General features: G+C 63.4%; 22 protein-coding genes. All 22 read right to left on the reverse strand.

What is annotated here, in order from left to right:
• Positions 1 to 38: 38 nt before the first annotated feature.
• Complete coding sequence (locus tag ATN00_RS15385; protein WP_021244090.1) at positions 39 to 1,739, reverse strand: ATP-binding protein; 1,701 nt, start codon at positions 1,737 to 1,739, stop codon at positions 39 to 41.
• Between the two features lie 149 nt (positions 1,740 to 1,888).
• Positions 1,889 to 2,329 carry a hypothetical protein gene (locus ATN00_RS15390; protein ID WP_021244089.1) on the reverse strand — a complete coding sequence of 147 codons (441 nt, stop codon included), beginning with the start codon at positions 2,327 to 2,329 and terminating at the stop codon, positions 1,889 to 1,891.
• Between the two features lie 2 nt (positions 2,330 to 2,331).
• A complete protein-coding gene (locus tag ATN00_RS23740) occupies positions 2,332 to 2,850 on the reverse strand; it encodes a hypothetical protein (protein WP_021244088.1) in 519 nt (172 codons plus the stop codon).
• Positions 2,847 to 4,328: a DUF3560 domain-containing protein gene (locus tag ATN00_RS15400; RefSeq protein ID WP_021244087.1), complete on the reverse strand. Its 1,482-nt coding sequence runs from the start codon at positions 4,326 to 4,328 to the stop codon at positions 2,847 to 2,849. Before ATN00_RS15400 ends, ATN00_RS23740 begins: the two co-directional genes overlap by 4 nt.
• A gap of 132 nt (positions 4,329 to 4,460) precedes the next feature.
• A complete protein-coding gene (locus ATN00_RS15405; protein ID WP_021244086.1) occupies positions 4,461 to 4,655 on the reverse strand; it encodes a hypothetical protein in 195 nt (64 codons plus the stop codon).
• 235 nt (positions 4,656 to 4,890) lie between these two features.
• Entirely contained in the window at positions 4,891 to 5,301 is a 411-nt protein-coding gene (locus tag ATN00_RS23465) for a hypothetical protein (protein ID WP_148648541.1), read from the reverse strand.
• Between the two features lie 128 nt (positions 5,302 to 5,429).
• Positions 5,430 to 6,677, reverse strand: coding sequence for a hypothetical protein (locus tag ATN00_RS15415; RefSeq protein WP_021244079.1), 1,248 nt, complete (start codon positions 6,675 to 6,677; stop codon positions 5,430 to 5,432).
• A 256-nt stretch (positions 6,678 to 6,933) separates the two neighbouring features.
• Positions 6,934 to 7,410: a hypothetical protein gene (locus tag ATN00_RS15420; protein WP_021244078.1), complete on the reverse strand. Its 477-nt coding sequence runs from the start codon at positions 7,408 to 7,410 to the stop codon at positions 6,934 to 6,936.
• 300 nt (positions 7,411 to 7,710) lie between these two features.
• A complete protein-coding gene (locus ATN00_RS15425) occupies positions 7,711 to 12,855 on the reverse strand; it encodes a lactate dehydrogenase (RefSeq protein ID WP_062066104.1) in 5,145 nt (1,714 codons plus the stop codon).
• 120 nt (positions 12,856 to 12,975) lie between these two features.
• Positions 12,976 to 14,214 (reverse strand): hypothetical protein, encoded by a 1,239-nt coding sequence (locus tag ATN00_RS15430; RefSeq protein ID WP_021244076.1) that lies wholly within the window; start codon positions 14,212 to 14,214, stop codon positions 12,976 to 12,978.
• 21 nt (positions 14,215 to 14,235) lie between these two features.
• Positions 14,236 to 14,715, reverse strand: a complete 480-nt coding sequence (locus tag ATN00_RS15435; RefSeq protein ID WP_021244075.1) for a hypothetical protein — start codon at positions 14,713 to 14,715, stop codon at positions 14,236 to 14,238.
• Positions 14,716 to 14,775: 60 nt separating this feature from the next.
• The gene (locus ATN00_RS15440; RefSeq protein WP_021244074.1) at positions 14,776 to 15,060 is read right to left on the reverse strand and encodes a hypothetical protein; all 285 of its coding nucleotides are present in this window, start codon (positions 15,058 to 15,060) and stop codon (positions 14,776 to 14,778) included.
• Positions 15,057 to 15,332: a hypothetical protein gene (locus tag ATN00_RS15445; RefSeq protein ID WP_021244073.1), complete on the reverse strand. Its 276-nt coding sequence runs from the start codon at positions 15,330 to 15,332 to the stop codon at positions 15,057 to 15,059. The genes ATN00_RS15440 and ATN00_RS15445 overlap by 4 nt, the downstream gene beginning before the upstream one ends.
• 114 nt (positions 15,333 to 15,446) lie before the next feature.
• Positions 15,447 to 16,205: a PRTRC system ThiF family protein gene (locus ATN00_RS15450; protein WP_021244072.1), complete on the reverse strand. Its 759-nt coding sequence runs from the start codon at positions 16,203 to 16,205 to the stop codon at positions 15,447 to 15,449.
• Entirely contained in the window at positions 16,195 to 16,854 is a 660-nt protein-coding gene (locus ATN00_RS15455; protein WP_021244071.1) for a PRTRC system protein A, read from the reverse strand. Before ATN00_RS15455 ends, ATN00_RS15450 begins: the two co-directional genes overlap by 11 nt.
• A complete protein-coding gene (locus ATN00_RS15460) occupies positions 16,851 to 17,681 on the reverse strand; it encodes a PRTRC system protein B (protein WP_021244070.1) in 831 nt (276 codons plus the stop codon). The genes ATN00_RS15455 and ATN00_RS15460 overlap by 4 nt, the downstream gene beginning before the upstream one ends.
• A gap of 11 nt (positions 17,682 to 17,692) precedes the next feature.
• Positions 17,693 to 18,475, reverse strand: coding sequence for a hypothetical protein (locus tag ATN00_RS15465; RefSeq protein WP_021244069.1), 783 nt, complete (start codon positions 18,473 to 18,475; stop codon positions 17,693 to 17,695).
• A gap of 387 nt (positions 18,476 to 18,862) precedes the next feature.
• Positions 18,863 to 19,069, reverse strand: coding sequence for a PRTRC system protein C (locus tag ATN00_RS15470; RefSeq protein WP_021244067.1), 207 nt, complete (start codon positions 19,067 to 19,069; stop codon positions 18,863 to 18,865).
• A gap of 49 nt (positions 19,070 to 19,118) precedes the next feature.
• Positions 19,119 to 19,556 (reverse strand): PRTRC system protein E, encoded by a 438-nt coding sequence (locus ATN00_RS15475; protein ID WP_021244066.1) that lies wholly within the window; start codon positions 19,554 to 19,556, stop codon positions 19,119 to 19,121.
• 37 nt (positions 19,557 to 19,593) lie between these two features.
• Complete coding sequence (locus ATN00_RS15480; RefSeq protein WP_031290708.1) at positions 19,594 to 21,243, reverse strand: PRTRC system ParB family protein; 1,650 nt, start codon at positions 21,241 to 21,243, stop codon at positions 19,594 to 19,596.
• On the reverse strand, positions 21,179 to 22,261 hold the full coding sequence (locus ATN00_RS15485) for a DUF7146 domain-containing protein (RefSeq protein ID WP_021244064.1): 1,083 nt from the start codon (positions 22,259 to 22,261) through the stop codon (positions 21,179 to 21,181). Before ATN00_RS15485 ends, ATN00_RS15480 begins: the two co-directional genes overlap by 65 nt.
• Before the next feature lie 183 nt (positions 22,262 to 22,444).
• Positions 22,445 to 22,792, reverse strand: a complete 348-nt coding sequence (locus ATN00_RS15490) for a MarR family transcriptional regulator (protein WP_021244063.1) — start codon at positions 22,790 to 22,792, stop codon at positions 22,445 to 22,447.
• Between the last annotated feature and the right edge of the window lie 489 nt (positions 22,793 to 23,281).

Below are 23,281 nucleotides of genomic sequence, written 5' to 3' on the forward strand. Positions count from 1 at the left end.
GCGTGATGACGCGCCGGGCAGGCCGGAAAGAGAATGGGCTATTCGGCGGCGCCGAGAGCGGCCCCGTCGTCATTGTCCGCGAAGCTGGCCTCAACCAGATAGTTGACAGCCTGCATCCTAATCGCCCGGTCCTTGGGGATCAGCCAGGAGACATGCTCGCGGATCGCCTCGCGGACTCGCTCAAGGATTGCGGCATCCTCGCCGAGCAGCAACATGTTCGCAGCAAAGCGCGCCTGCATATCGAATGTCGCCTGCTGGGTATGATAGCTGTCGGCGTCGCAATCGTCGTCGTGATAGAAACAGGCGGCTTCGAGCAGGTAGGCGAGTTCGCTGGGTGTGATTGCACAGTCGGCGCTGAGCAGGATGGTGACGTTATCGAGATCGTTCGAGCAGTCATCGGGAATAATCAGCACATCCGCCGGTAACGAGAGGATTTCGGCAGGTTCGCCGGAATCGGCTGACGCCTGCACGGCGATTTCGAGTTCGATCGCATCGACGCGCCCGGAGACCACGACCTGCGACAGCTGCGTGTCAGCCGCATAATCGAAGACGTCGCCTTCGCCCTGGTCGACCCGGAAGGACCATCCGAGCACTCGCGGAAGTTCGTCATACCAGGCGTATCCCGCGAATTCATCGACGGGCTCGACTGGGGTCGCGCCGTGCAGACGTCCCGACGCGAGGGCGCGCTCGGCACACTGCTCGATATGGGCCTGGTCCGTCGGCATCAGGATCATCGGTTCACCCGCCACCCGCTCGCCGAACATGGTGCTATCCGCTTCCGCGGTGCGCGGAGTCCAGACCGACAGCCAGGGTGCGGCTTCAGGGAGGAACACGCCCAGCGCCTTGGCCCGCAGCCAATGGGCATGCGACAGCCGATGGTGACCCTTGCGGGCGACGGTGCGGAAGATCGCCGCCTCGCAGGCCTCGCGCAACGCCTCGAGCGCCGGCCCCTGCACCATTTCTTTGCGCGCAGGGAGCACGAGTTGTAGGTGGCCTGCGTCTATGATGTCGACCTTGGCATACCATCCACGGCCACCATCCACGTCATGGATATGCGGCAGCTGGCACGGGACCGTGAGGCCATGGAAGTTGATCCGCGCCAGTTCGCGTGGAACATGAATATTGTCGCAGTAGATGCCGATGTTGCAGCCGTTCCATTTCTCGACGCGTGTCGCATCGGCGAGGAAGCTTTCGTGGAGTTGCCTCTTGCCGTCGAGCCAGACCGGCACCGGGCAGAAGCGCGCGGCATCCTTCACCGCCTGATTGAGTGCTTTCACCCAGTCTTCGGTCATGTCGACCTCAATCTCGGTGCCCTTGTCGATGGCCGCCGGCGCAAGATCGAGCGGCATGCCACTTTCCCAGGCGTCGGGGGTGATGGTCACCTGCCAAGCCACCTCGAGTTCAGCCGCGTGGGAACGGACCGTGACATAACGTCCCGCAAGACTGAACACGCCCATGCCCGCCGGATCTTCGGATCGGGCGATCGTCTCGTCCCAACCGGAGTCGCCAAGCGTCAGGAACTTGACCGGATCGGCGATGCCGCATCCGTCGTCACGGATACGCAGCACAGGTCCCCGATCGCTCTCGATCCGGGAAATATCGATCCGCTTGGCGCCAGCCCGGCGTGCGTTCTGGATCGCCTCGATCAGGCACGCAGAAACCGAGCCGTCAAAGAACCTTGTGATCCTGGTAAGCAGGGAATCTCCGACCGTGGTGTGGATAGTGGTGGGGAAAGTCATGTGAGTCTCCGGAAATGCTGCGACCTCATCATCGCCCCCACCTCCCGCCCCCTCCCCTTCATGGCGCGATTGTGCGATCGGTAAGCAGCGCTCCGGCGGCATCCTGCGATCGTGAAATGAGCTAAATATGGGATCGGCCGGCCGGGCGATCAGGCGGCGATACGCCGATAGACGGACTCGCCGTTCGAGAAGCTGCCCAGCCGGACAAGCGTCGCGAAACGCTGCTCGAACTTTGGCCCGATCTGGTCGAACCATTGCTCTGCCAGCCCTTCCCGGCCGGCGCCGATGTCATCCCGCAAGACCACCCAATAGGCTATGCAGCCGCAATATTCCGAGAGGCCGAAACGGGCATAGCCGTTCATGGCGACAATCCGATCTTCACGGTCAATCCATCCGTCATGAGTCCATGCCGAAGGATAGAGTGCGAGCACCTGCTCCCGAAAATCCGCGACGATGAAGTCCCAGTCATCCTGTGCGGCAAATTCATCGAAATGGCGGGTGTCGGAATCGTCGTCGTCCTCGATCCAGCCCGCGTCCCACTGCGCGAACGCGACATGCGCTCCGCTGGGATGGGATACCGAGCGCCCCATGGTCAGTTCCCCTCGTCAGCAGATAGCCGCCAAGCGGGCGGCTGGGCGGTGACGGGTTCGTCGATCGCAGCACGATCGGGGCCTTCCGGCACGGGTTCCGGCCTGATCGTGGGATGGGTAGGATCGGACCAGTCGATATGATCGACGATCCAGCCCGGCACGAAGTCCCAGTCGAAACACAGGTCGTAGGTGTCGGCGACCACACTCCAGGCAGCCTCGACCGCGTTGGCCCAGCCCACGACTGTCAAGCGCAGGTCAGCGGCGCCGACCGCATTGCAGGTTTCGCGGATGGCCAGCGCCAAGGCGACGGCGTCCGGGTCGGAGCTGGGATGATCGCGCAATGTCAGCACCGCCTCCCAGAGGCAGGCAGCGGTTTCGAGGGCGGATACGAGACTATCCGTCGGCATGGTGCGGTTTTGGTTTTCCGCAGCGGACGCGATCTCAGCCTTTGCGAAAACGCTGGGCGGATGGACCGCGATCCGTGATGGCTCTGCGGGCCAGGAAGAGACGCCTGCTTTCATGCTGCGGCCTCCTCGTTCACGGCATGGCGGGCATCGGCTTCAAGAGCGTCGAGGTCGATCGGCAACGCCTTGCTCGGCTTGTCGGTGATGAAGACAACGGCGTCCGGCTGGTACATTTCGTTGCCTAGATCAGAGATGCGGATGCGGGCGACAGGCTCGCCGGACCGCACGCGCTCATGCCCCTGCCAGCCCATTCGCACGGGGCGGCCATCTGCGGCTATCTCCACCGTTTTGAATACGTCATAGTCGCCCTTTGAATTGGCCGAATAAAAGGCTTGCTCCGTCGCACGTACCTCGTTGGGCTTGGCTGCACCTTGCTTGCCCTTGCGGGCTGCGGCCATGCGCAGGTTCCATATCCGCTGAAGTTGTTCGGCCTGCTCGCGCGATGGATTGATCAGCGGCACCGTGCCCGGCTTGCCCGCCCGGCGAGCCTTCTTCTCCAGTACGATGTAGCCGCACGCCTGCATCAGGTCGCGCCAGTCATCCTCGTTCAGTTCAAGAGAGGATGCCGACGCGATATGCGCCGGAAGTGGAACCGGGCTTTCGAGACGGAAACGGCCGACAGTGAGCGCGCTACATTTCGGGCTTTCCGCGCCATGCTCGCGAGCGAAGGCCTGGATGATGACCGGGGTTAGTTCGCCGTCATAGCGCGGCACGTCGCCGAGCATGGAACGCTCGAACGCGAGCCGGTGCAGGATGTGCTCGATCCAGCGGCGGCGGTTGGGACCGTTGACGGCGACGGTTGCCCCGTCGATGCACTGTTGCCGTGCGTCGGCAGGCGTGATCTCGCCCCTGTTGACCTTGTAATAGACATCATAGCCCGACCAGAGTTCGCGGGAATCCATGTTGCCGAGCGCGTGACGGATTTGTTCGTCGGTCGTGATCTCCTCCCAGATCGCCAGCGCCGCATGGGCCCTGTTGAGACCGCGCTGAAAGTCCCGCAGTTCTGCCAGCAGGGCCTTGATTCGGTTGGCGCGGACGCGCGGGTCGCTCTTCCTGCTGGCATAATGCCCGGCGCTGCTCGCGCGGCCGAGCCAGTAGCCTGCTGCCTTTTCCGCCTTTACAGATGCTGTCATGGCGGAGTGCATTCGTCCCTGTGTCCTGCGCGCCCCGCGTTCGCTATGATGGCCGACAAGGATCGGCTGACCCATGTAGAAGGCCTGCGATAGTTCATCCGCGCGGTGCGCGAAGGCATTGGCTTGGGCGTTGCGCTTGTCTGCAAGACCTTCGAGTCGCTCTGCTCTGATCGCAGCGCGCTCGGCCAGGCTCATTTCCTCGGCCTCGATCTCGCCCGCAAGCTCGATGGCCAGATCCTCGCGTTGCGGCGTCCACCTGGGAGCGACGAAAAGCTCCTGCTTCGGAGCCCATCTGAACCCGGCCGCCTTGACCTGTGCATAGGTCTCGGCATCAAGGTGCGATGATGCGTAAATGCGGATCTTGTTGTCTTCCGGGCTATAGGTTGCGGTAAAGCTGGTCATCGATCGTCCTTTCGAGGGGCCCGCGATCATCAGGTTTCGGGGCGAGGCAGTGCATCTACGTTTCCCCAGAATCACGAAGCCCGGCGCGATGGCCGGGCTTCGTGGAAAACAAGGAATGTCGGTGTCGGGTGGCTATTCGCGCAGATCGCCGGCGGCGATGTCGCCAATCCAGGAGGCACCCTCCTCAAAATCGGCGTCGTCATCTTCGACCAGGGCAGCGAGCGCGACAGCGCCCGTGCGGCCGAACTGACCGAGACGCTGAATAGCAGCGTAAAGGACCGGCGCGAGCTGTTCGGCGGTTGCGGTATCGATATCGGAAGTCGTCATGCAGATACTCCTTGTGGGGATGGTGGTGGTGAGGAATGGCCCGTGAGATGAGCGGCGACCCGGCGTACCTGGCGGTTTGATGGTTTGCCGGTCGCCGGGCGGCGACTATAGGTTCAGGCAGAGGCCCAACGGTCAGCGGGAACGAGCGCACCAGTCGGATCGAGCCGGTGACGGTGCGATCGCGATGTCTATATCCTTCAGACCACCGCATGGCGAAGTTGTAGCGAGCGGGCGCCTATTGCCTGGGTGGTCGCTTTTTCCGGGTGGCGCCTAAATGCAGCGGGCGTATTTCCGAACTCAATTTGGGGACGGCACCAGGCTGAGGAATCAGGTTGAGGGCAAACATAGTGGCCTCTTCATAATCCATTCCGAAGCGGGCCGCGTCTTTCAGGAAGAGATGTTCATCGAATTGGGACGTCGTGAAAAGCCGGATGCCATACTGACGCCCGAATTGAGCGATGAGCACCAAGGCTTGGCCAATTGGTTTGCCGACAAGCAATCGACGAAGTGTCGCGAGGGCTTCCGGGCTTCCTTCCACGGCAATGCCATATTCGGCAAGCAACCCCGGCCCGCCACCTTCCTGCAATGCCTGCGATAGACCGGTGAGCTCGTTCATCGTGCGACGCTCGCACAATTCGCGGTGCATTGGAACCTGTCCTCGATCGTCGTCGAATCGATCGAGATCATTCCGCTGCCATCGGTGGCGTGGCTCGGTCGTCTAGAGCGTCGGCTGCATCAAGGCGCGCTATCCATTCCGGATCGATGCAGGCGTCCTCAGGCGTCGATCAGGGTCTCGCTCCTGCTTCGTAGCGAAGAATGCATAGGCAGCCGCGGCTCCAGGTGGTTCCGGACGAAACCGCTCACGATCCGCAGTTCGCCGGATGCGACCTTGGCAAGCTGCTCCTCGAACGTCAGCTTTTGCGTCGCGGCGGCTTCCCGTTCCGCCTTCACCGCCTCCCGCCGCATGTCCTGCCAATGGGTTTTCGCGTCTGCGAAGGTCATCGTGCATAGGAGACGCCGAAATGCGTAAATCTCCTGAGGCGAAGCTGGAGGCCAGGACGAACTACGCACCGGCGCATGGCGAACCCGGCCGGGACGCCTGGGAGGCGGGAGAACCTGTCCTTCGCCCGCCAGTTCGGCGGCAAACGCATCTCGAAGACGATAGGCACTTGATGCGCCGATCACGAGTTCGCGCGCGGCCCGCTGGACAGGCACACGATCGAGGAGCATCGCGCGCAGAAGGTCTTTCTGCTCATCGGTGACGAAGCGGGCGGTTTCGGCATGGACACGACGAACCCCGGCGGCATCGCATCCGGGAAGCGTTTCACCCTTGCGGCGCAGGCGCCGGAAGAGCCGGGTCCGGATGCGTGTGCAACTCGTCCGCGACACGCCAGTGCGCTCGGCAATCTTCTGGGTGCCAAGCCCCTGCAGGAACAGTTCCTCTACCTGTTTGCGCTTCGCCGCCGAAACCTTGACGCCGCTGTAGGCCTGGCCACCTCCCGGCGGTGGTAGTAGCGCCTTGCCGCGGGCAAGCAGTTCACGGTTATATCGGCGGCGCTGTTCGGAAACGCAGGCGGCCGAGACGCCAAGACGCAACTGGATGTCGATGCCCTTGTAGCCCTTTTTCAATGCGTAGCGCAGTCGCTCTATGCCCTCGGCCGTCAGGCGGCCATGCTTATCGCGCTCCGCGGGACGGTATCCGCGCCGGACACAAAGGGCGATCGTCACCGCATTGCAGGCGCTGGCTTCGCAGATGCCGAAATGTTTGCCGATGGCGTTGAACGACCAGTTTTCGACCTCGCGCAGCCGGATGGCTTCCTCGAGTGATTCGCCTTCAAGATGCGGTCTGGGCGCGGAATTTCTATGCGCTGTGTTCAGACCGAGCTTGTGGGCCTTGACCTGCAAGGCATGGATGCTTCGGCCCGGTAGCCGCTGCGCGACGCCGTGCCCTTCGGCCGGATACCAGGCGCGCAGCGTAGTGATTTCCTGCGCCGTCCATGGCGCGGATCTGGGAGTGGTCATGGGAAATGTCTCCGAAGAAGGAAGAGCCCACCCCGCGCAGAACCGGGGTGTGGTGGTCCGTGGTCCATTCGGACTCACTCGCCTGCTCCCTTCCCAGCTTCCCCCTTCACTCCTTATGGCCGCCCGCGGCACTTCCAGGACACGGGCGGAGAGCTGATCTCGTGGAGCCGAGCGGCGCCAAGGATTGTAGCCAGTTTATAGCGAGTGACCACGAAGGGCCGGATCGCGTCGGCGAGCGGGTAGAGGCCGTGCCAGCTTATGGCATGTCCTTCCCCTGATCATCGCGCGGGCCGAAGCGATCGTGCATCGCCTGGCGAAACTGGCGCAGCATCTCGGCTTGCTCGGGGTATCGTTCCTCCCACTCGGCGCGCGGGATCAGGAAGCCAACATCGACCAGGGTGTGCCGGAGCGCCTCGGTCACGATCTGTTTGACGGTTTCGGGAATGGCGAGGGGAAAGGACTGGAACTGGCATAACCAGGAGGAGTCATCGGGTTCCTGATGCTGCCGGAAATAATAAGCATCGAAGATGAGATCGGTCCGAACCACCGCATCATTCTTGACCTCGATCACGAATTGACCGCCGGGCGGGGTTCCGTTTCGCGCGGAGGCGATCATGCGCTGGTGCCAGGTGCGCGCCGCAGCCAGCGCCACGCCATAGTGGGAGCCGTAGACAGCGTGGAGTATCCTGCTGACGGGATGGCCGGCGGCACCGAAGTGGAAAGTGATTTCCATGCGCGTGACTCCTCAAGTGGAGATTGGACAAAGGGCTTGTGGCGTGGGTTTTTCCGCAGCCAACATTCCACCATGCTGGGGGATCGCGGCGGGATTGTCGGTGCGCTCAGCGGCGTTGCGGATCTGATGCTGTGTGGCTACCGCGATGATCTCCGCCCCCCGACGACCAACCACGCCTACCCCCTTCCCTTTCGTCCGATGCCGTCGCCGAACGCGATCGCTACTGGTCGCCGCTTCTGAACAGCGCCTCCTCGGCGGCCAGCGCGTGATCTGTCGAGCTGGATTACGACAGGAAACCGGTCAGGCCGCTTGCGACACCGCTGCGCCTTCGTTGCTCGAAGGCGGCGTCAGGATTGCGCCATCGTCATTCCCCGGCTCGAATTCGCCCTTGGTCGTCGCCAGATCGGCTTCCAGTTCGGCGAGTTCCCGCAGTTTGTCTTCCAGCAGGGCGGCATCGGGAAAGTCCTGGCCGAGACGCGCCTCGAAGGCTGGAAGGCGCCGCTCGTTCGCCTTGAGATCGGCCTGCACGGCGGCAAGTTCGGCGTCGAGATTGAGAATGGAGGATTCGAGCCGACCCAACGCCGTGCTCCAGCGCGTCTTGTCGGATACCTCAAACCCGTTGCGCTCGCCGTGGTGCAGTGCCGCGACAGACGTGCGGATACCGGGTTCGCCATCATCGTCGACGGCCTCGTAGCCTGCGAGTTCTACATCGATACCGTTGACGGTGCCGAGCGACTGGCGGGCCTGGCCGCCGTGCAGCCGCAATTCGAAGGCTTGCCTCAGGATACGTTCGCCGGGGGCCTTGCGGTCGGTGATCATCGTGCCGCCGCAATCGAAAAGAACTTGGTCGTGCCGCGGAAGAACCCGGCGTGCGATATCGGCTTCCAGCTTCGCGATCAGGTTGGAGCTGTCGATGATGGCGTCCGCGGTTCGCTTGATGGTTCTGCGGATATTATACTGATCGTCGATATGCGCGTCGCGCAGGCGTTCGAGCCTTGCGACCTCGGCATCGAGCCCGGCCTTGCGCATCAGGCGATCATCGCCGGACGCCAACGCCTTGGCCAGTGCGAACTGGTTGACGTTGGAGCCGACATCCTCGATCCGGCGAATGGAGCGATCGCCCGACATCGCCATGGCGATGAAGCGGGCCTTGCGCTCAAGCATCTGCCAGTTCGTCGCGTCCATCGAGCCGCTGGTGGCGTAGCCGTAGAGCTCGATCTCGTCGTTCTGGTTGCCCTGGCGCTCGATCCGACCCTCGCGCTGCTCGATATCTGAGGGTATCCAGGGAACGTCGAGGTGATGCAGGGCTTTGAGGCGCTGCTGCGCGTTGACGCCCGTTCCCATAGTGGGAGTCGAGCCGATGAGAATGCGCTTGCGCCCCTGATTGAGGTCGTTGAACAGGCGCTGCTTCGCGCTGTTCTTCTTGTAATGCTGCATGAAGGCGATCTGATCGGCCGGTATGCCCATCTCGATCAGTTGTTCGCGGATCCAGACATAGGCGGAGAAGCCGCGTGTCTCGATGGCGTTCTCGGTGCCGAGATCGGAGAAGATCATCTGCACCGCCCCGGGCAGCGGATAGGGCCTGCCGGTTTCGGGATCGGTGTAGCGATTGTCGCTCGTATCGCGCCAGATACGGTGGACATTCTCGATCAGGAGATTGAGCTTGTTGCCCTCCTCGTTCCCCATCGAGGGATCGACGAAGCGGAGATCGATCGCCGAATGCCGCCCGTCGGTGATCACCGAAAGGAGGATATCGTCGCCCTTCTGGGGCCGCCCGCTGCGGTTCTCGATCGCCTTGATGCGTCCGGCGAGCACCTTCTGATAGGCTTTGAAGGGCGGCCCGGACTGCGCGACAATGATCTTGCGCTTGCCGCCCTTGATGGTGGGCAGCCGGACATATTGGCGCAGATCGTCCTTCAATACGACATCGGCAACGCTGCGATACATCGCCATCAGGTCGGCGACGTTGACGAACTCGCAGAAGCGCGTGACTGGCTTGTAGCTGCCGCTCGGCTGAAGTTCGAGTTCGGTGCGGGTGTCACCGAAGTTCGCGGCCCAGGCGTCGAACTCGTGCAGGCCCTTGGCATGCAACTCATCGGGCTGCATGAAGCGCTGGAGCGTGTACATCTCGCCGAGGGTGTTGGTGATGGGCGTCCCCGACGACAGGATCAGTTCGCGACCGGGATTGATGTCTGCAAGGTATCGGCTTTTGACGAAGAGGTCCCACGCCCGCTGCGAGCCAACCGGGTCGACGCCCTTGAGGTCACCCAGATTGGTGGCGAAGGTCAGCTTGCGGAACTGCTGGGCCTCGTCGACCAGGATCTGGTCGATGCCGATCTCGCCGATATGGACGATGTCGTCCTTGCGGGCCTTCAGATTCTCAAGCCGCCGCTGGAGTCCCTCCTTCAGCCGCTCGACCCGCTTGCGAGAGACGCGGTCGTCGCTCTGGATGCCCGTAATCAGCACCTCGTAGCTGGCAAGCTGGTCTTCGATCAGCTGCTTTTCGAACGCTGCCGGCGTGGGGATGAACTTGAACGCATCATGGGTGATGATGATCGCGTCCCAGTTGCCGGTCGCCGCACGGGCCAGGAACCGCCGCCGCTTCTCCTTGATGAAGTTCGTGTCGTCGGCGACCAGGATGCGCGCGGTGGGATAGAGCATCAGGAACTCGCGCGCGATCTGCGCGAGGCAATGATTGGGCACGGCGATCATCGGCTTGTTGGCGAGACCGAGACGGCGCTGCTCCATTACCGCAGCGCACAGACTGAAGGTTTTTCCCGCGCCGACGCTATGGGCGACATAGGTCGAGCCCGCGGCGACGATCCGCCAGACAACGCGCTTCTGGTGATCGCGTATCTGGATGGTGGTCGACGCGCCGGGGAGCGTCAGATGCTTGCCGTTGAAGGTCCGGGGAACGAGGTTGTTATAGGCGTCGTTGTAAATCCGGACCAGGCGGTCGGCGCGTTCACTGTCCTGCCACACCCAAGTTTCGAAGGTCGACTTGATCTTGGCAAGCTTCTCTTTCGCGGCTTCGGTGTCGGTGACATTGAGCTCGCGGCGTTCTGAACCGTCAGCTTCGCGGTGAACGTCGTATATCTTGGGGATATGGGAATTGAGGGCATCTTCGAGCAGGTCTGCTGCACCGCGGCGCGCCGTGCCCCAGGTCGAAGTGGAACTGACGTGTCCGGCGAACGGGGCCTTGTCGACGGTCCAGCTCGCAATATCGACGGTATGATAGATGGTAGTCTCGACCTCCATGATCTCCGCTACGAAGGTTTTGATGACATTGGTGGGAATCCAGGGGGCGCCGAGCCGCGCGGTGATCTCGCTGGGTTTCAGATCGACCGGCTGGACCGCCTCGAGCGCGGTGGTGACGGCATTGAAGCGGGGATCGGATTCAGCCTTCTCGCGCGCGAGGGCGAGTTTGGTGCGCACGGGGCCTGAAAGCGCTTCGTCCGCCGTAACCCAGTGGTCGAAATGGGGCGTGGTGCGGATGGGGTCGAGATAGACGTCGTCGGCAAGGTCGGCGAGGGCCTCGGCCTCGGTGACGCCGAGCAGACCGGCGATGAGTGGGAGATCGACGCGGCCGCGCTCGTGGAGCGACACCGCCAGCGCATCCTGCGCCGAGTGGATTTCATGGGCGACCGGCGGCTTGACGACACGTTCGGTGAAGATCGCGCCGGGCGTACCGGTATCGCTCGCCTCGTCATAGGCCTCGATCGACGCGACCAGCCAGACGTCGGGATCGTCGAGGAAGGGCTGGAGGTTCGGGCGGCGCTGATATTCCTTCTCGGCGCCGGTGTCCGGGTCGGTGCGGATGCTGGTGATGGTCCGGTTGATCGGACCGTACTTCTTCGTGAACTGCCTGTAATGCGTGAGCAGCCTCTCCTGGGACGCCGCATAGGGCTGGTCGTTCAGCTGCGCCCGCAGGATCGCGCGGACCGCATCGCGGATCGGGATCAGCGCCTTGATGATACTCGCGTGTTTGGCGAACAGGCCCGTGGTGCCCCGCCCCGATTTGACGTCAACCGCGGTGGGCATGCCGTCGACGACCTGGTGCAGGACACCGCCGGAAACGAGATAACTGCCTTCCTTGAATTCGGCCTCGTCGGCGGCGGTGCCGATTTCAACGTTGAGGGAAACATCGACCCGGTCACGCAGCGATGTCGTGCGATGAACGGGGCGGCAGGTGCCTTCATATCGGGACGCGATTCCCGACAGGGCGGTGGTGAGAGCCTGCCCAAGGTCGACGCCCGGCTCGGCGGCGCAGTGATAGTCCATGCCGAACTGGCCGCTCTTCCATTCATGGCGCCCGAGCACATGACCGGGATTGTCCAGGAAATAGCGGTTGATGCGCAGCGGCCCCTCGCCCTCGTCGCTGTCGGGAACATCGGCCAGATCGATCCAGTTGTGGCCGGGCCGGAGGAGATCAGGCTCGCGCTTACGGACGAGCAGGATATCGACGACGACGTCCGTGCCAGCTTCCTGCCGCATGGCCCGGCCCGGAAGACGCACGGCGCCGAGGAAATCGGCGATGCCGTCGATATGGCTGCGGGCCTTGGGATCGCTCTTGTCGAGCGAATAGCGTGAGGTCACGAACAGGGCGACGCCGCCGGGCCGAAGGTGCTCCAGCGATTTCGCGATGAAGAAATCGTGGAGCGAAAGCCCAAGCCGGCCTAGGCTGGTCTTGTTCTGAATGCTGAGGTTCGAGAACGGAGGATTGCCGATGGCGAGGTCGAAGTCGCGCGGCAGCGACGCCTTGTCGAAATCGATGCAGCGGATGATCTGACCCGGATAGAGCGCGTTCGCGACGCGGGCGGTGACGGGATCATTCTCGATGCCGACGAACAGCGTGTCGCTCGCCAGCCAGTCGGGCCGCAGACCCATGAAGAGGCCGCTGCCGCATCCCGGCTCAAGAACCTGTCCGCCAGTGAAACCGAGGATGCGGGCGGCATCCCACATGGCGCGGATAATATATTCGGGCGTATAATGGGCATATTGCGTCGCGCGCTTGAGCGACTGGAGTTCGGCATCGGTCGTCTCCGCGGCAAGGCCCTGCCCCAGTTCCTCCCAGCCATCGCGGAATGTGCCCGCGCGATCGGCGAAGATGTTGTTCGCAAGCTCGGAGGCGCCGAAGCCGATGAACTTCGCGATCGCTTCCTGCTCGGCCGGCGTCGCCCCTCGTTCTTCGCGGTCCAGGAGGTTCAGCAGCCTGATCGCCTCGACATTGTCCTGCGCGCGGACCTTCCATGACGACGCCAGCATCCGCCCGGCGGCGAAGGAGAAATCGCTGGGGGCAAGCACCTCCGACGGCGCCAGCGAGAAGAGCGTAGGTTCGCAAACCTGGGAGACGCCCGCTGCATCGGGCGCCGGATCGGGAGGCCTGACCGGCTGGTCGAAATCGAGGCATAGCTGGAGAGCCAGCGCGGATGCACTGTTTCGCATGGAATGCTTCCTTTTTGGTGGGTTCGCGGGCGCGGCGCTGCGGCCCACAAGCGTCTCAGGCTGGTCGAAGATCAGGGCGCGACGTGAGGCCCTGGGTTGAGCATCGTCTCAGGCGTCAGGTCAGCCGAGGCGAAGCGAAGCTGCATATTGGCGCAGCAGGTCGGCCATCGCGGTTCGCGCATGCGCCTTGTTGCCGATCACGATCTCGGGCTGGAGCTCGCGGCCCAGCGGCGTGCGGTAACCGAGTGCCGGCCCACCGCTTGCATCCTCGACGACGATGCGATGCCCGCGAGGCCGCGCCGGGCCAGCATAGCGCGCGGTGAAATCCCCGAGACGGCCCGACAGCCCGGCGGCCATCTTGCTCCAACGGATATGGCCGCCGGCAAACTGGTCGCCGGGCGCGCGGCCACGAGCCAGCCAGAGACGGAACTGCGCGCGCTGCTGGAGCACCGAATTGCGCGTGCGCTCCATCGTTCGCGCAAGCGGCAGGATATCGGCGTCGGCGTCCAGTCGGGACATCTCGGCGTCGTCGGCAACGACAAGGATGTCGGTATAGTCGCCTTGGCGCAGCGTATGGCGAAGCGCAGTTTGATCGCCAGGCGTTGCTCCGTTTGTCGTCGAGATGGATCTCAACCCTGAGTCAGCGCCGAGCAGATAAAGCCCTGCGGTTTCATGTCCGGGCCGTTCCCGCAGCATCGCGTGGATGCCAATCACGCCCGTCGCGCTTTCCAAAGCGCCGAGCACCAGCAAGCGCCTGTGCCAGGATACGGGTGCGGGAATGTCCGTGGGAGCTGGCCATTGGCTGGGAAGCGGCCGGGCGATGCGCGGTTCTTCCATTCGATCGGGCTCTGACGGCGCTGCCAGAAAGGATCGCCGGGCGACATCGAAGATGTCATCGGGCCTGCCGCCGCCATCCAGAAATCCACGATCGTAGCCAAGCCGGCGGACATCCGGCTCTCCCCGGCGAGACGGCGACGGTGGTCTGGATTCCCATCCCGCCCGGGCTGCATAGAGTCCGTCGGCGTAGGCAACGGCAGCATCCCAGCCATAGCCATGGACGTCACGGCCGTGGAGGATCGCGGGGTTTCGGCTGTCGCTGCTGCCCTGCGCGATCTGGCGCTCGATGCAGGCAAAGTTCGCGGCCACGCGCTGGCGCTCGGTTTCCTGGGCGATCGCCTCGTTGAGGGGACGAAGCGCCTGAACGCGCTCGCGGGAACGCGCCATGCGGGCGTCGAGGGGCGCATCGTTCGGCAGGTCGGGGAAGCGGCGCCAGGCATCGGCCAGCGCATGGGCGTGATGGGCTGGACGGCCGCGTGCCATCCAGCATCCCGCATCGGCGGGATCGAACTTATCGGTCATGACGATCTCCAGCCTGAAGTGTCAGCAGCTGGCGAGGAGCAGGTCGAGCGCGCGCGCGAACACCTCATCGCCGGCGTCATTGACGATGACCGCGGTGGGATTGGTGGCGCGCACGGCGCGGGTGACGATCGCAAGTGGCCGCTTGCGCAGCGGATACTGCAGGATCTCATCACTCTCGATCGTGACGAGATTAGTGCGGAGCAGCCGCTTCAGGCGACGGCCTTCGACAGCGCGAAGGAGGAGATCGCTCACCTCAATCTCGAGATCATGGTCGCAGCCGAGATTCTCATCCAGGTAGCGCACCGGTCGGTTGGCCTTGAGCCAGGCATCGACCTCGGCCACGGTCCACCGACCGACCTGATGATAGAAGTCCGCGCCGCCCGTTCCCTGGTTTCGGGCATGAAAGGCAAGTTCGCCGTCGATCCAGACTTCTGCCGAGAAAGCCGAAGTTTCCTGCGATAGCGCGGCGCTGTAGGAGATGCGCCGTAGTTCGATTTGCATGGGGGTTCTCCAGACTGCTCCATCATGCGGAGCACCCTTCCCCGTTCCCTCTCCCCCTCCTCAGGCGCAGCCCGGACTGTCGCCCGCGCCGCAAGGCCGGTATTCGGCATCGTAGGAGCGACTCTTTTCGAATTCGGGATCGTTGGTTTCATCGACCAGATAGCCGGTGACCTCTTCGGCCGGCTCCGCCTCCAGCACGCCAGCGGCGTTCGGAAGGAGACGAACAGGGAAAATCCCGCGTTCGACGATCGCGTCAGCCTGTCTCATGGCGTCCGCATGATCATCGGCGGTCACCGCGACCTTGACCCTGATCGTCGTATAGACATGGACATGGAACTCTCTCATGCCGGGAGTTCCGACCAGCCACCGGCGGCACTGATCCAGACCATGCCGAGCGCGCGGAGCGGCATTTCCATGCGATCACTGGTCTCGGAGAGGGGGTCGCGCACGAAAACGCTGCCACGGTCGTTGGCACGCTGCGGGGCGCGCCCGCCGAGTATCATCAAGTCGCCGCCCCCGCCCGGCATGGGAATGATATCGCCCGGCCTCACCTTGGCGGCCAGCAAGGTGCAAATCGTGTAATGAAGGGTCCATCCATTTTCGGAAATGGAAGCCATACACGTTCTCCTTTGGTTGGAATTTTGGTGGCACGATTCTCCTGCCGCTCCGCCGAACTGGCGTGTGGTTTCGGCCGGCTCCGGACCGGCTTGGACGGGGTGATGCGGATAGGTTCAGTCGCCGCGCGGCAACGGGATCGGGACGGCCTGACCGCTCGCGAGATTCATAAACGCGCCCGCGTGACCGATGGAGCCGCGTCCGAGGAGGTCGAACAGGAGCGCCAGAGCATGGCTCGCGACGACACGGTTGACGAACAGCGATTGACGCTCGAGCGCCTCGGCAACCGAGCAGGATGGTGCATCATCGTCGGGCAGGTTTTCGTCGGCGAGTTCAGGAAAATATTCGAGCACGGTCGGCAGGCGACGGCGGCGCTTGTCGGAACGGGCCTCCGGGGAGCCGATGAGATATTGCCCGTCACTCGCGCGATTGCCGAGATCCATCCAATAGGCGGGAACGGTCCTGCACTCGGCGAGCGCCGCGCCGATCGCACGGCGGGCCGATGCCGTGTCAACGCAGGTGATGACGATGTCGGCGCCTTCTAGACCAATGGCTTCAGGGGCGCGGCCGTGAACCGCCTGCCAGGTCAGGCCATGTGCGAGGTTGATCCGTTCGGTGAGCGTGCGGACCTTGGAATTGCCGACGTCGCCCTGATAATATGGCTGCCTGCCAAGATTGGCTTCGGTCACGATATCATTGTCGACCACAGCAACGTGGAGCGATCGTGAGGAGATCGCACGCAGCGCGGTATCGAGCGAGGCGAGTCCCATCAGCATCTGCCCGCCATTTCCGCCGCATCCGACCAGCAGGACGTTGATCGTGCGATTGTCGAACCCGGCGGGCAGATAGTGGCGATCCGTAGGATCAGTCGGCATGGCGGTCTCCTGAAAACGGGCTCCGCGGCAGCGGCATGAACATGCCGTCGGCGCAAAGACGCGCGACCATCGCCAGGCCACTGGGATCGTCGAGCCGTCCGACCACAATCGCTATCTTCGTCGCATGAGCATCGTCGGCATCGTCGGTGGCACTGAAGAAGGCGGGACCGGTCCCATGGCTGTGAAGGTCGCAGACGACATGCCAATCGGGTTGCGGGACCGGCGTGCGGTAGACGAGGCGCGAGGGCGTGGCGTCGTCGATGGCCGGAAAGTCCACTGCGAATTCGTGGGTCGCTTCGTTCCATAGGACGAACGCCGCGGCTTCATTGGGCAACGCCGCGCGGAAATGATCGAGAATATGAGCGAGATGCTCGCCCGGAATGAGGCCGCAACGCAGCTCAGCGCGGCAAGCGCCCGTGCTGCCGTAGGGCACATGCAAGGCAAGAGGCGTCGTGATCGGGAAATCGAGTTCCAGCCAGGCCCGGCGCAGGACGAGCATGACGCCGTCTATCCCGATCGCAAGGCCGCGCCCGGCGCGGGCGGCGCGCAGCCTATCGAGGGCGGGCGAGCGTCCTTGCGGTGGGACCGGATAGCATGGCACGGCGGCAAGGACCGCGGCCGCGGTCGGGTCGTCAGCCAGCACGGTCATTGGTTCGCTCCTCTCGCAATGAGTTTCCCCAGAGTCATCGGGTCGGTCCGGATCATTCGCCGGGAAGCCTGACGTGTCCGACCGGGATCGAACGGCCTGAGACGCCTGACAGGAAAGCGCTTCGCCTTGCGCGCGGCGAGGTCATCCCAGAGCCGAACCAGACCGCCTTTGCCGGTGATGGTCAGTTCCTGTCCGGGATTTGGGTGAGTGGACCAGCTATCGAACACCGCGCGCTCGAATTCCGGGATGGAGGCTGTCGTCAGCGCTTTTGGCCTTGGAATGTTGCCCCAGCAAAGTTGCCCATCGAGGTAAACATTGAGCACCGGCGAGTGCAGCACTGGAGTATCGATCCCGGGCCGCTCGTTTGCCGACAAGGCATAAACACCGAACCCTGATCGGGTCGCGATGAACAGATGCGGCGGATAAGGGACCGGCATGGTAGTTCGCGCTGCGAGCACCTGCAGGCCGGCGGGTGGAGTCGTAAGCGCGAAATATGCTGGGCGAACCTGGGCCGGGATCCACCATGCGAGCATGTCGGGATGCGCGACCAGCACATTGTCAGGCAGGAATTCGGGAAGAACGGTCCGCCCCAGGGCCTCGGTCCATTGACGTAGATGCGCGCGCGACAGCGATGTGCCCGCGCCGATAGTCGGTCGTCCCTCGTCGTCATGCTCGATCGCATGGATGCTGGCAAATGCCGCGGCACCCTCGCGAGTGGTGGCGTAGGGACTGGCGTTGCGGATCGGCTGGCTGCGGTAGAGGAGAATGGCGTTGGTCAGCGCCAGACCGCCGGCGGTGGCTTCGAACTGGGTGCTGTGGTCAGACATATAAAGGAACCTCAGAGGTTGGCTGGGTCGAGCTGGATCAGGTCCTGGGCGGCAAGCAGGAAGCGCGCGCCGACACGCAAGGACGCCAACCAGTCATCGACTGGGACCGAATCCGGCAGAGGGCAGAAGCCGGCGATGTCCATGAAGCCGTATTCCATCCCGTGGCGCCCGACGTCATCGACCTCGCGCGCGAATTGCTCGACCGGAACGAGGGTCAGCGGGGGCAATGTCGAGCATTCCTCGATGCCGGGGAGATACTCGTAGGCAATCTGGAGATCGAAGCGCCAGGCGTTGCGCTCCGGCCGAAGCTTCCCAAGGGCCGCATGCGCCTTGCGAAGTTCCTCCAGTTTCCGGCGCAAACCGTTCGGAAGTTCCGCCGATGCCCCCGCGTTTTTCGCGATCATCCATTCGGGCCGACGAGACTCCATATTGGATGGCAGAGTGAGTTCGTCGAGATACTCAGGATCCACGCCCTGATATTCGGTGATCCACTGCCGCGCGGTTTCATCGTCGGTCGCGCCGTCCCAATAATACATGGAGATTTCATCGAAGAGATCATCGTAGCCGAAGATCGGAAGGGCGCGCGCCAGCATATCGTCCAGGGCTTTGTAGGCCGCGGCGCGCCAGGGAATGGGTGCATCGCTGTCTTCGATCCACCCGAGCTCCAGTTGCCCCATGCTGTCGCAGATCACCGCGATCGCCGGCGGATAGTCTTCCTCGCCGTGAAGAACCACGACCCTGAAGTCAGCGAATTCGACGGAGCCGAGAATGTCGAGCACCGCCTTGTCGAACACCCGTTCGATGCGCTGGCGCGCCTCGGCGCGGGTATAGCGTTTGGCCGTCGTTTCCCGAGACGCAGCCCAACGGCCTATCAGCTTATGATGAGGCGCCAGCGGAGCATCGAAGTGGGCGGGAATGTCGCCGGACAGCGCGACGACGCGTCCCGCGAGGTCAGCCGAGGGGTGGAAGGCGCAGGCCCGGCGGCGGCGGGAGCGGCCTGGGAGCGTTGCTCCTGCTGTCCCCGGAGGCGAGGAGGATGCGCGCGTGGAGCGCCTGAGTCTGCTCGCTGCAGATTGGTTGGGTGAAGTCGGATGTGACGCCATTGCCGGGTTCAATCCATTCGATGAGCGTTTTGCGAACGGCGGACGGGATCGCGGCGCTGCTGCTGCTGCGCGCCACGGTCAGCCCTTCGTGCCGACGGCGCGCCGGTATTCGGTGACGTGGGCGCCGCCCGACACGCCGGCATCGACCATCTCGGCGTTGAGAACCGCAGGGTAGAGGGTCGCGTGGTAGGCGCGCAGACTGTCGGGATCGTTGGCGAGATGCGGCGGAACCGGAAGGTCGATGCCGTCATAACGGTACGCGCGGGTGAGATGATTGATCTGCATGAGGGAAAACTCCCGGCTTGGGTCGTGGCGAGATTTGGGCGGAGTTCGGTCAGAACAGGGTGGCGGGTTGGTCCGGTTTGGCATCGACCGGCGGAGTGACCGAGTGCTGGAGCTTCGGGGGACTGGCGGGCGGCGTCGACTTTGCCGTCGCGGCCTTCGTCGCAGCCTTGGCCTTCGCAGCTTCCGCAGCGGCGACCCTTGCGTCCTCGGCCGCCTGGCGCTGATCGGCGATCTGGTCGGCGAGGGTCTTGCGCGTGGCGATGAGCTGGCCGAGCGCGCCGTCCGCGCCGCGGCCAAGTTCCGCATCGATCTCCGCGGCAGTTGCCGTGATCGATATCGGGCGGGTCTCGCCGGATTCGAGACTGTGTTTCGCGCCCACCGCCTTGCGGGGGATCACGGTCAGCGTGACGGTATCGTCAGGGCTGGCGACAAGATCGAAACCGAGCGAATAGTTGGCGAGAAGCGGGAGCAGGTTGGAAATCAACATGGGCGTGAATCCTTGTCTGGAAGGGCGAGGATGCCGGTCAGGCGGCGATTTGCGGGATGGGAGCTTCGATCGGCTGGGCAGCGCGATCCGGGGGCGGTCCATAGGCGCCATCGAGCGTCATCGCGCTCGGTAGGCGTCCCGCCCAATCGAACCCGATGCGATTGAGCATGCCGGTAACAAGCTCGGTCTTTTTCGATGCGAGCAGCTTGGCGAACCGTTTCTCGCCGACATGCGCGATCAGGCCGCATTCCTGGGCGATGAACTTGAGCTCTTCCTTGGTGTAGCGTTCGAGAAAGGCCTGATCGACTTGCCACGTCTCGCGCAGGTCGACCTCGAACACTCTCGCAAGGTCCGCGACATGATCGAAGCTGAGCACATCCTTGGCGTAAGCGCCGCCAATGACGGCCAGCACGTTGGCGGCTCGTGCATCGGCAAGCGCCCGGATTTCCGCTATCTTGCCCTTGAAGTCGAGGTCCGGGAACGAGGCGCCGACGAGGATGCCGGCACGGGACGTCAGCGTGCCGGGCTTGATCTGCGAAAGCGTGCCCGACATCGCCGCGACAAGGATCGTGGTCCGCGCGTGGACAGCATTGCCGGCGAGCGCACGGGCAAGCGCGGTTCGCCATGTCGCCTCGCGAAGCTCGACGGTTCGGGCCGCGATCGACCTGGCCGTGACAGTCGGTTTATGCGCCGACGACGCGGCCCGCACGATGTCGGCTGTGCGCGCCGGAGGAAGCTCGCGGCTTTCGACAGGAATGGATGATAGCGCGCCGTTTTCTGGTTGCGGCTGGATATCCATCGACTGTGCGGGTTTGTCCGTGACATCGTCCTGTTCCTCACCATCTGCATCATCGACGACAGTGGGCATCGCGTTCCTTGCCGCTTTCGCGGCGCGTTCCTCCTCCTCGAAACGGATCACTTCGGCGGCTTCGGTCTTGAGCTTGAAGCAACCCGGATTGGTGCAATGGCCATCGTCGACATGGGTTTCGAAAAGGACCTGCTGCGCGGCCGAGTTGAACGGACAGGTGGCACATTCGGTCTTATCGAAGCACGCGCTGGCGAGACTATGCGTGATGCGCATGAGTTCCTTGCGCGTATCGTTCACGTCGAGGTTCAGACGCAGGATCGTTTCGAGCGCCGTGTCCTGCTTGTCCTTGGGGATGACGGCGAGCAGTTCGGCGTGCCCGACCTTGATCCGGCGCTCATCAAGCGCGGTTTTGGCGGCCTCGGTGAGTTCAGCGAGCGCCAGGCGGCGATCGAGCTTGGTGCGGGACCAGGCCAATCGCCATGCGGCCTCGGCGCGGTCGCCCTTGCACGCCGCGAGAACACGGACGGCAGCATCGGCCTGCTCCGTCTCCGAGGTATCGTCGCGCACCTCATTTTCATCGATCGCGGCTTCAAGCGCCTCCTGGTCTGTCATCTCGTGGATGATGACCGGCACTTCTCCATCGGGCCCGAACACCTCGAGGGCAGCCCTATACCTACGGCCGCCGCAAATAATGACATATTTGCCCTCGGCATCCTGAGCCGGTCGCAGCAGCATGGGTTGCAGCATTCGTCCGCGCAGACGGAACGATTCTACGAGTTCCTCGTGCTTTTTCCGATCGAAATAGCGTCGGGGATTATATCCCGGCTCGATCCTGGAGAGCGGCAGCGTGGAGGGATAGCTCGGTTGTGGCGAGGTCAAGGCTCGTCTCCTGTGTGGATTGTAGCAGGTTCGCGTTCAGGACTGGCTGGGTGCCCATGCCGCTGCGCGTGTCCGAATGCGCGGGACGCGGCCGATCATCAGCCTGCATTCCGCAACCATCTCCCTCCCCCCCTCCCTTCGCCCGGTACAGATCGTTCCAGTCATTGAAGCCCGGCGGTGGTGGCAGCGCCTCGATCGATCGGCCGTCTCGCGCATGGGCATGTTTTGCCCGCGCCGCGCCGCGCCGTCCGGAAAGGTCGTTGTCATGGAGGAGGAAGAGGCGCTCCACCCGCTCCGGAACAGTGACCAAGGGGAAGCGGTCGGCGCCAAGCGCGGCCCAGACGGGGATGCCCAGCAGCAAATGGGCGGACCAGGCGGTCTCCCAGCCTTCAGCCAGCCCCAGCACATCGGTGGCGGCTCCGAAGCGGACCGTGCCGCCATAGGGGCGGCCGAGCATCAATTTGGGCGGATCGAGATCAGTCGCCGGTAATCCGGTGCGGGGATCAAGGAACAGGCGTTCGAGCGCTATAACGCCGGTGTCGGCTTCGATGGCGGCCAGTAGCGCGGGACGAAAACGGACGTCGACGCCGCGGCCAAGCGGCACATGATCATGGTAGCGCAAAACCGGATGCGTTCCGTTGAAGCCGCGCGTCGCCATATAGACGCTCACCGCGATGTCGGTGACAGGGCGCGCCTCCTCCCAGAGCGAACGAATTCGGCCGGCCAACCGTCGCTCACTGCCATCTGCGCGTGTGAATTCCGTTTCAGCATCGGCTGTCGGGATAGGCCGCCTGTCGCTGCGCAGCGCGCGGATGACATCAATCGTGGAACAGCCGGCAAAGCATTTGAACAATATGCTATGCTCGCCGACCCGGACCGACAGGCTCGGACGATGGTCGTCATGGGCAGGACAACGGCACATCGCGCCCGATGGCTTCCATGCTCCACCAAGTGATTTGACAATATTGGCGGCAGCGGCATGCAGGCGCGGATCGGCGCTCGTGCGCGACAGGGCCATGGGAGAAACTCCAGCATAGGAAAACTCCCTCGCCCCACCCCTCCTTCTCTTCAGGCCGCGGCCGATACTTGCTGACAGCGTGATCTCAGCTCGGATCAACGGGCAGCGCGTCCCGGTTTTACCGGCGCAGCGCTTCGCGCTACGCCGACCTATTTACCGACCAATGATACCGACGCTGAACTTCTACCGCCGGAAGCGCCGGACGCCGTCTATCGCAATGCAGAACGGGACTGCCTGCCGGGCCCCGTCTGGAGCGTCGCCGCATTTGCGGGCACAGTCGTGACAGGTTTGCGCATATCCGGACAGCAAGGTCTGGAAACACGCATCCATCTTATCCTGCCCGGCAGCGGTCAGCCGGACATATATCCGGCGTTTATCGAAGGGATCAGGGAAGCGCTCGACTATGCCTTGCGCCTCCATCTCGGCAAGGCATCGCCGGCCGGTCATCTCAGATGCTTTTGACGCGAGGCAGAAGCTGGTGAGTGAAGTCTTCAATCCCTGGCTGTCGCGCCAATAGAGATCGAGCAGCATTTCGCATCCTGGGTCGGCGCATAGAGAGCCGAACATGGTGGCCGACGCCGCTCTTGCGCTGATGATCGACCTGCATAGTGGCGCGAAGACAGCCGGACGGCCTGTCTCCTCCAGCATGGGTTCAATTCGGGCTTCGTGTCGCATGGGCATTCGCTCTCCATCCCATTCGGGGGCATCGGGCAAACCGCGCCGATGCCCTATGTCTGCTTGCCCCCCGCTAACCGAACAAAACGCTCCAACAGGCTATCATCATGGAATTTCACCATTCGGCAATGTGACTTTTGGAGGGGAATTTCATCGCGGAAATGGTTAACATCAAAGGACATTCCCACGCCCCTGCCATCACTGCGCGAGAAAACCTGTGTGGCACCGCGAAGTCATGACAAAATATCTGGCAGCAATGCCGTCTGTTTCATGGTGGGATGGCCCATCTTCCGCAGCTGGTTTTTCTGACGGAGCCTCGTAGCTGAACCTTGTTCACCTGCGGCG

Source organism: Sphingobium baderi (assembly GCF_001456115.1).
GTDB classification, from domain to species: domain Bacteria; phylum Pseudomonadota; class Alphaproteobacteria; order Sphingomonadales; family Sphingomonadaceae; genus Sphingobium; species Sphingobium baderi_A.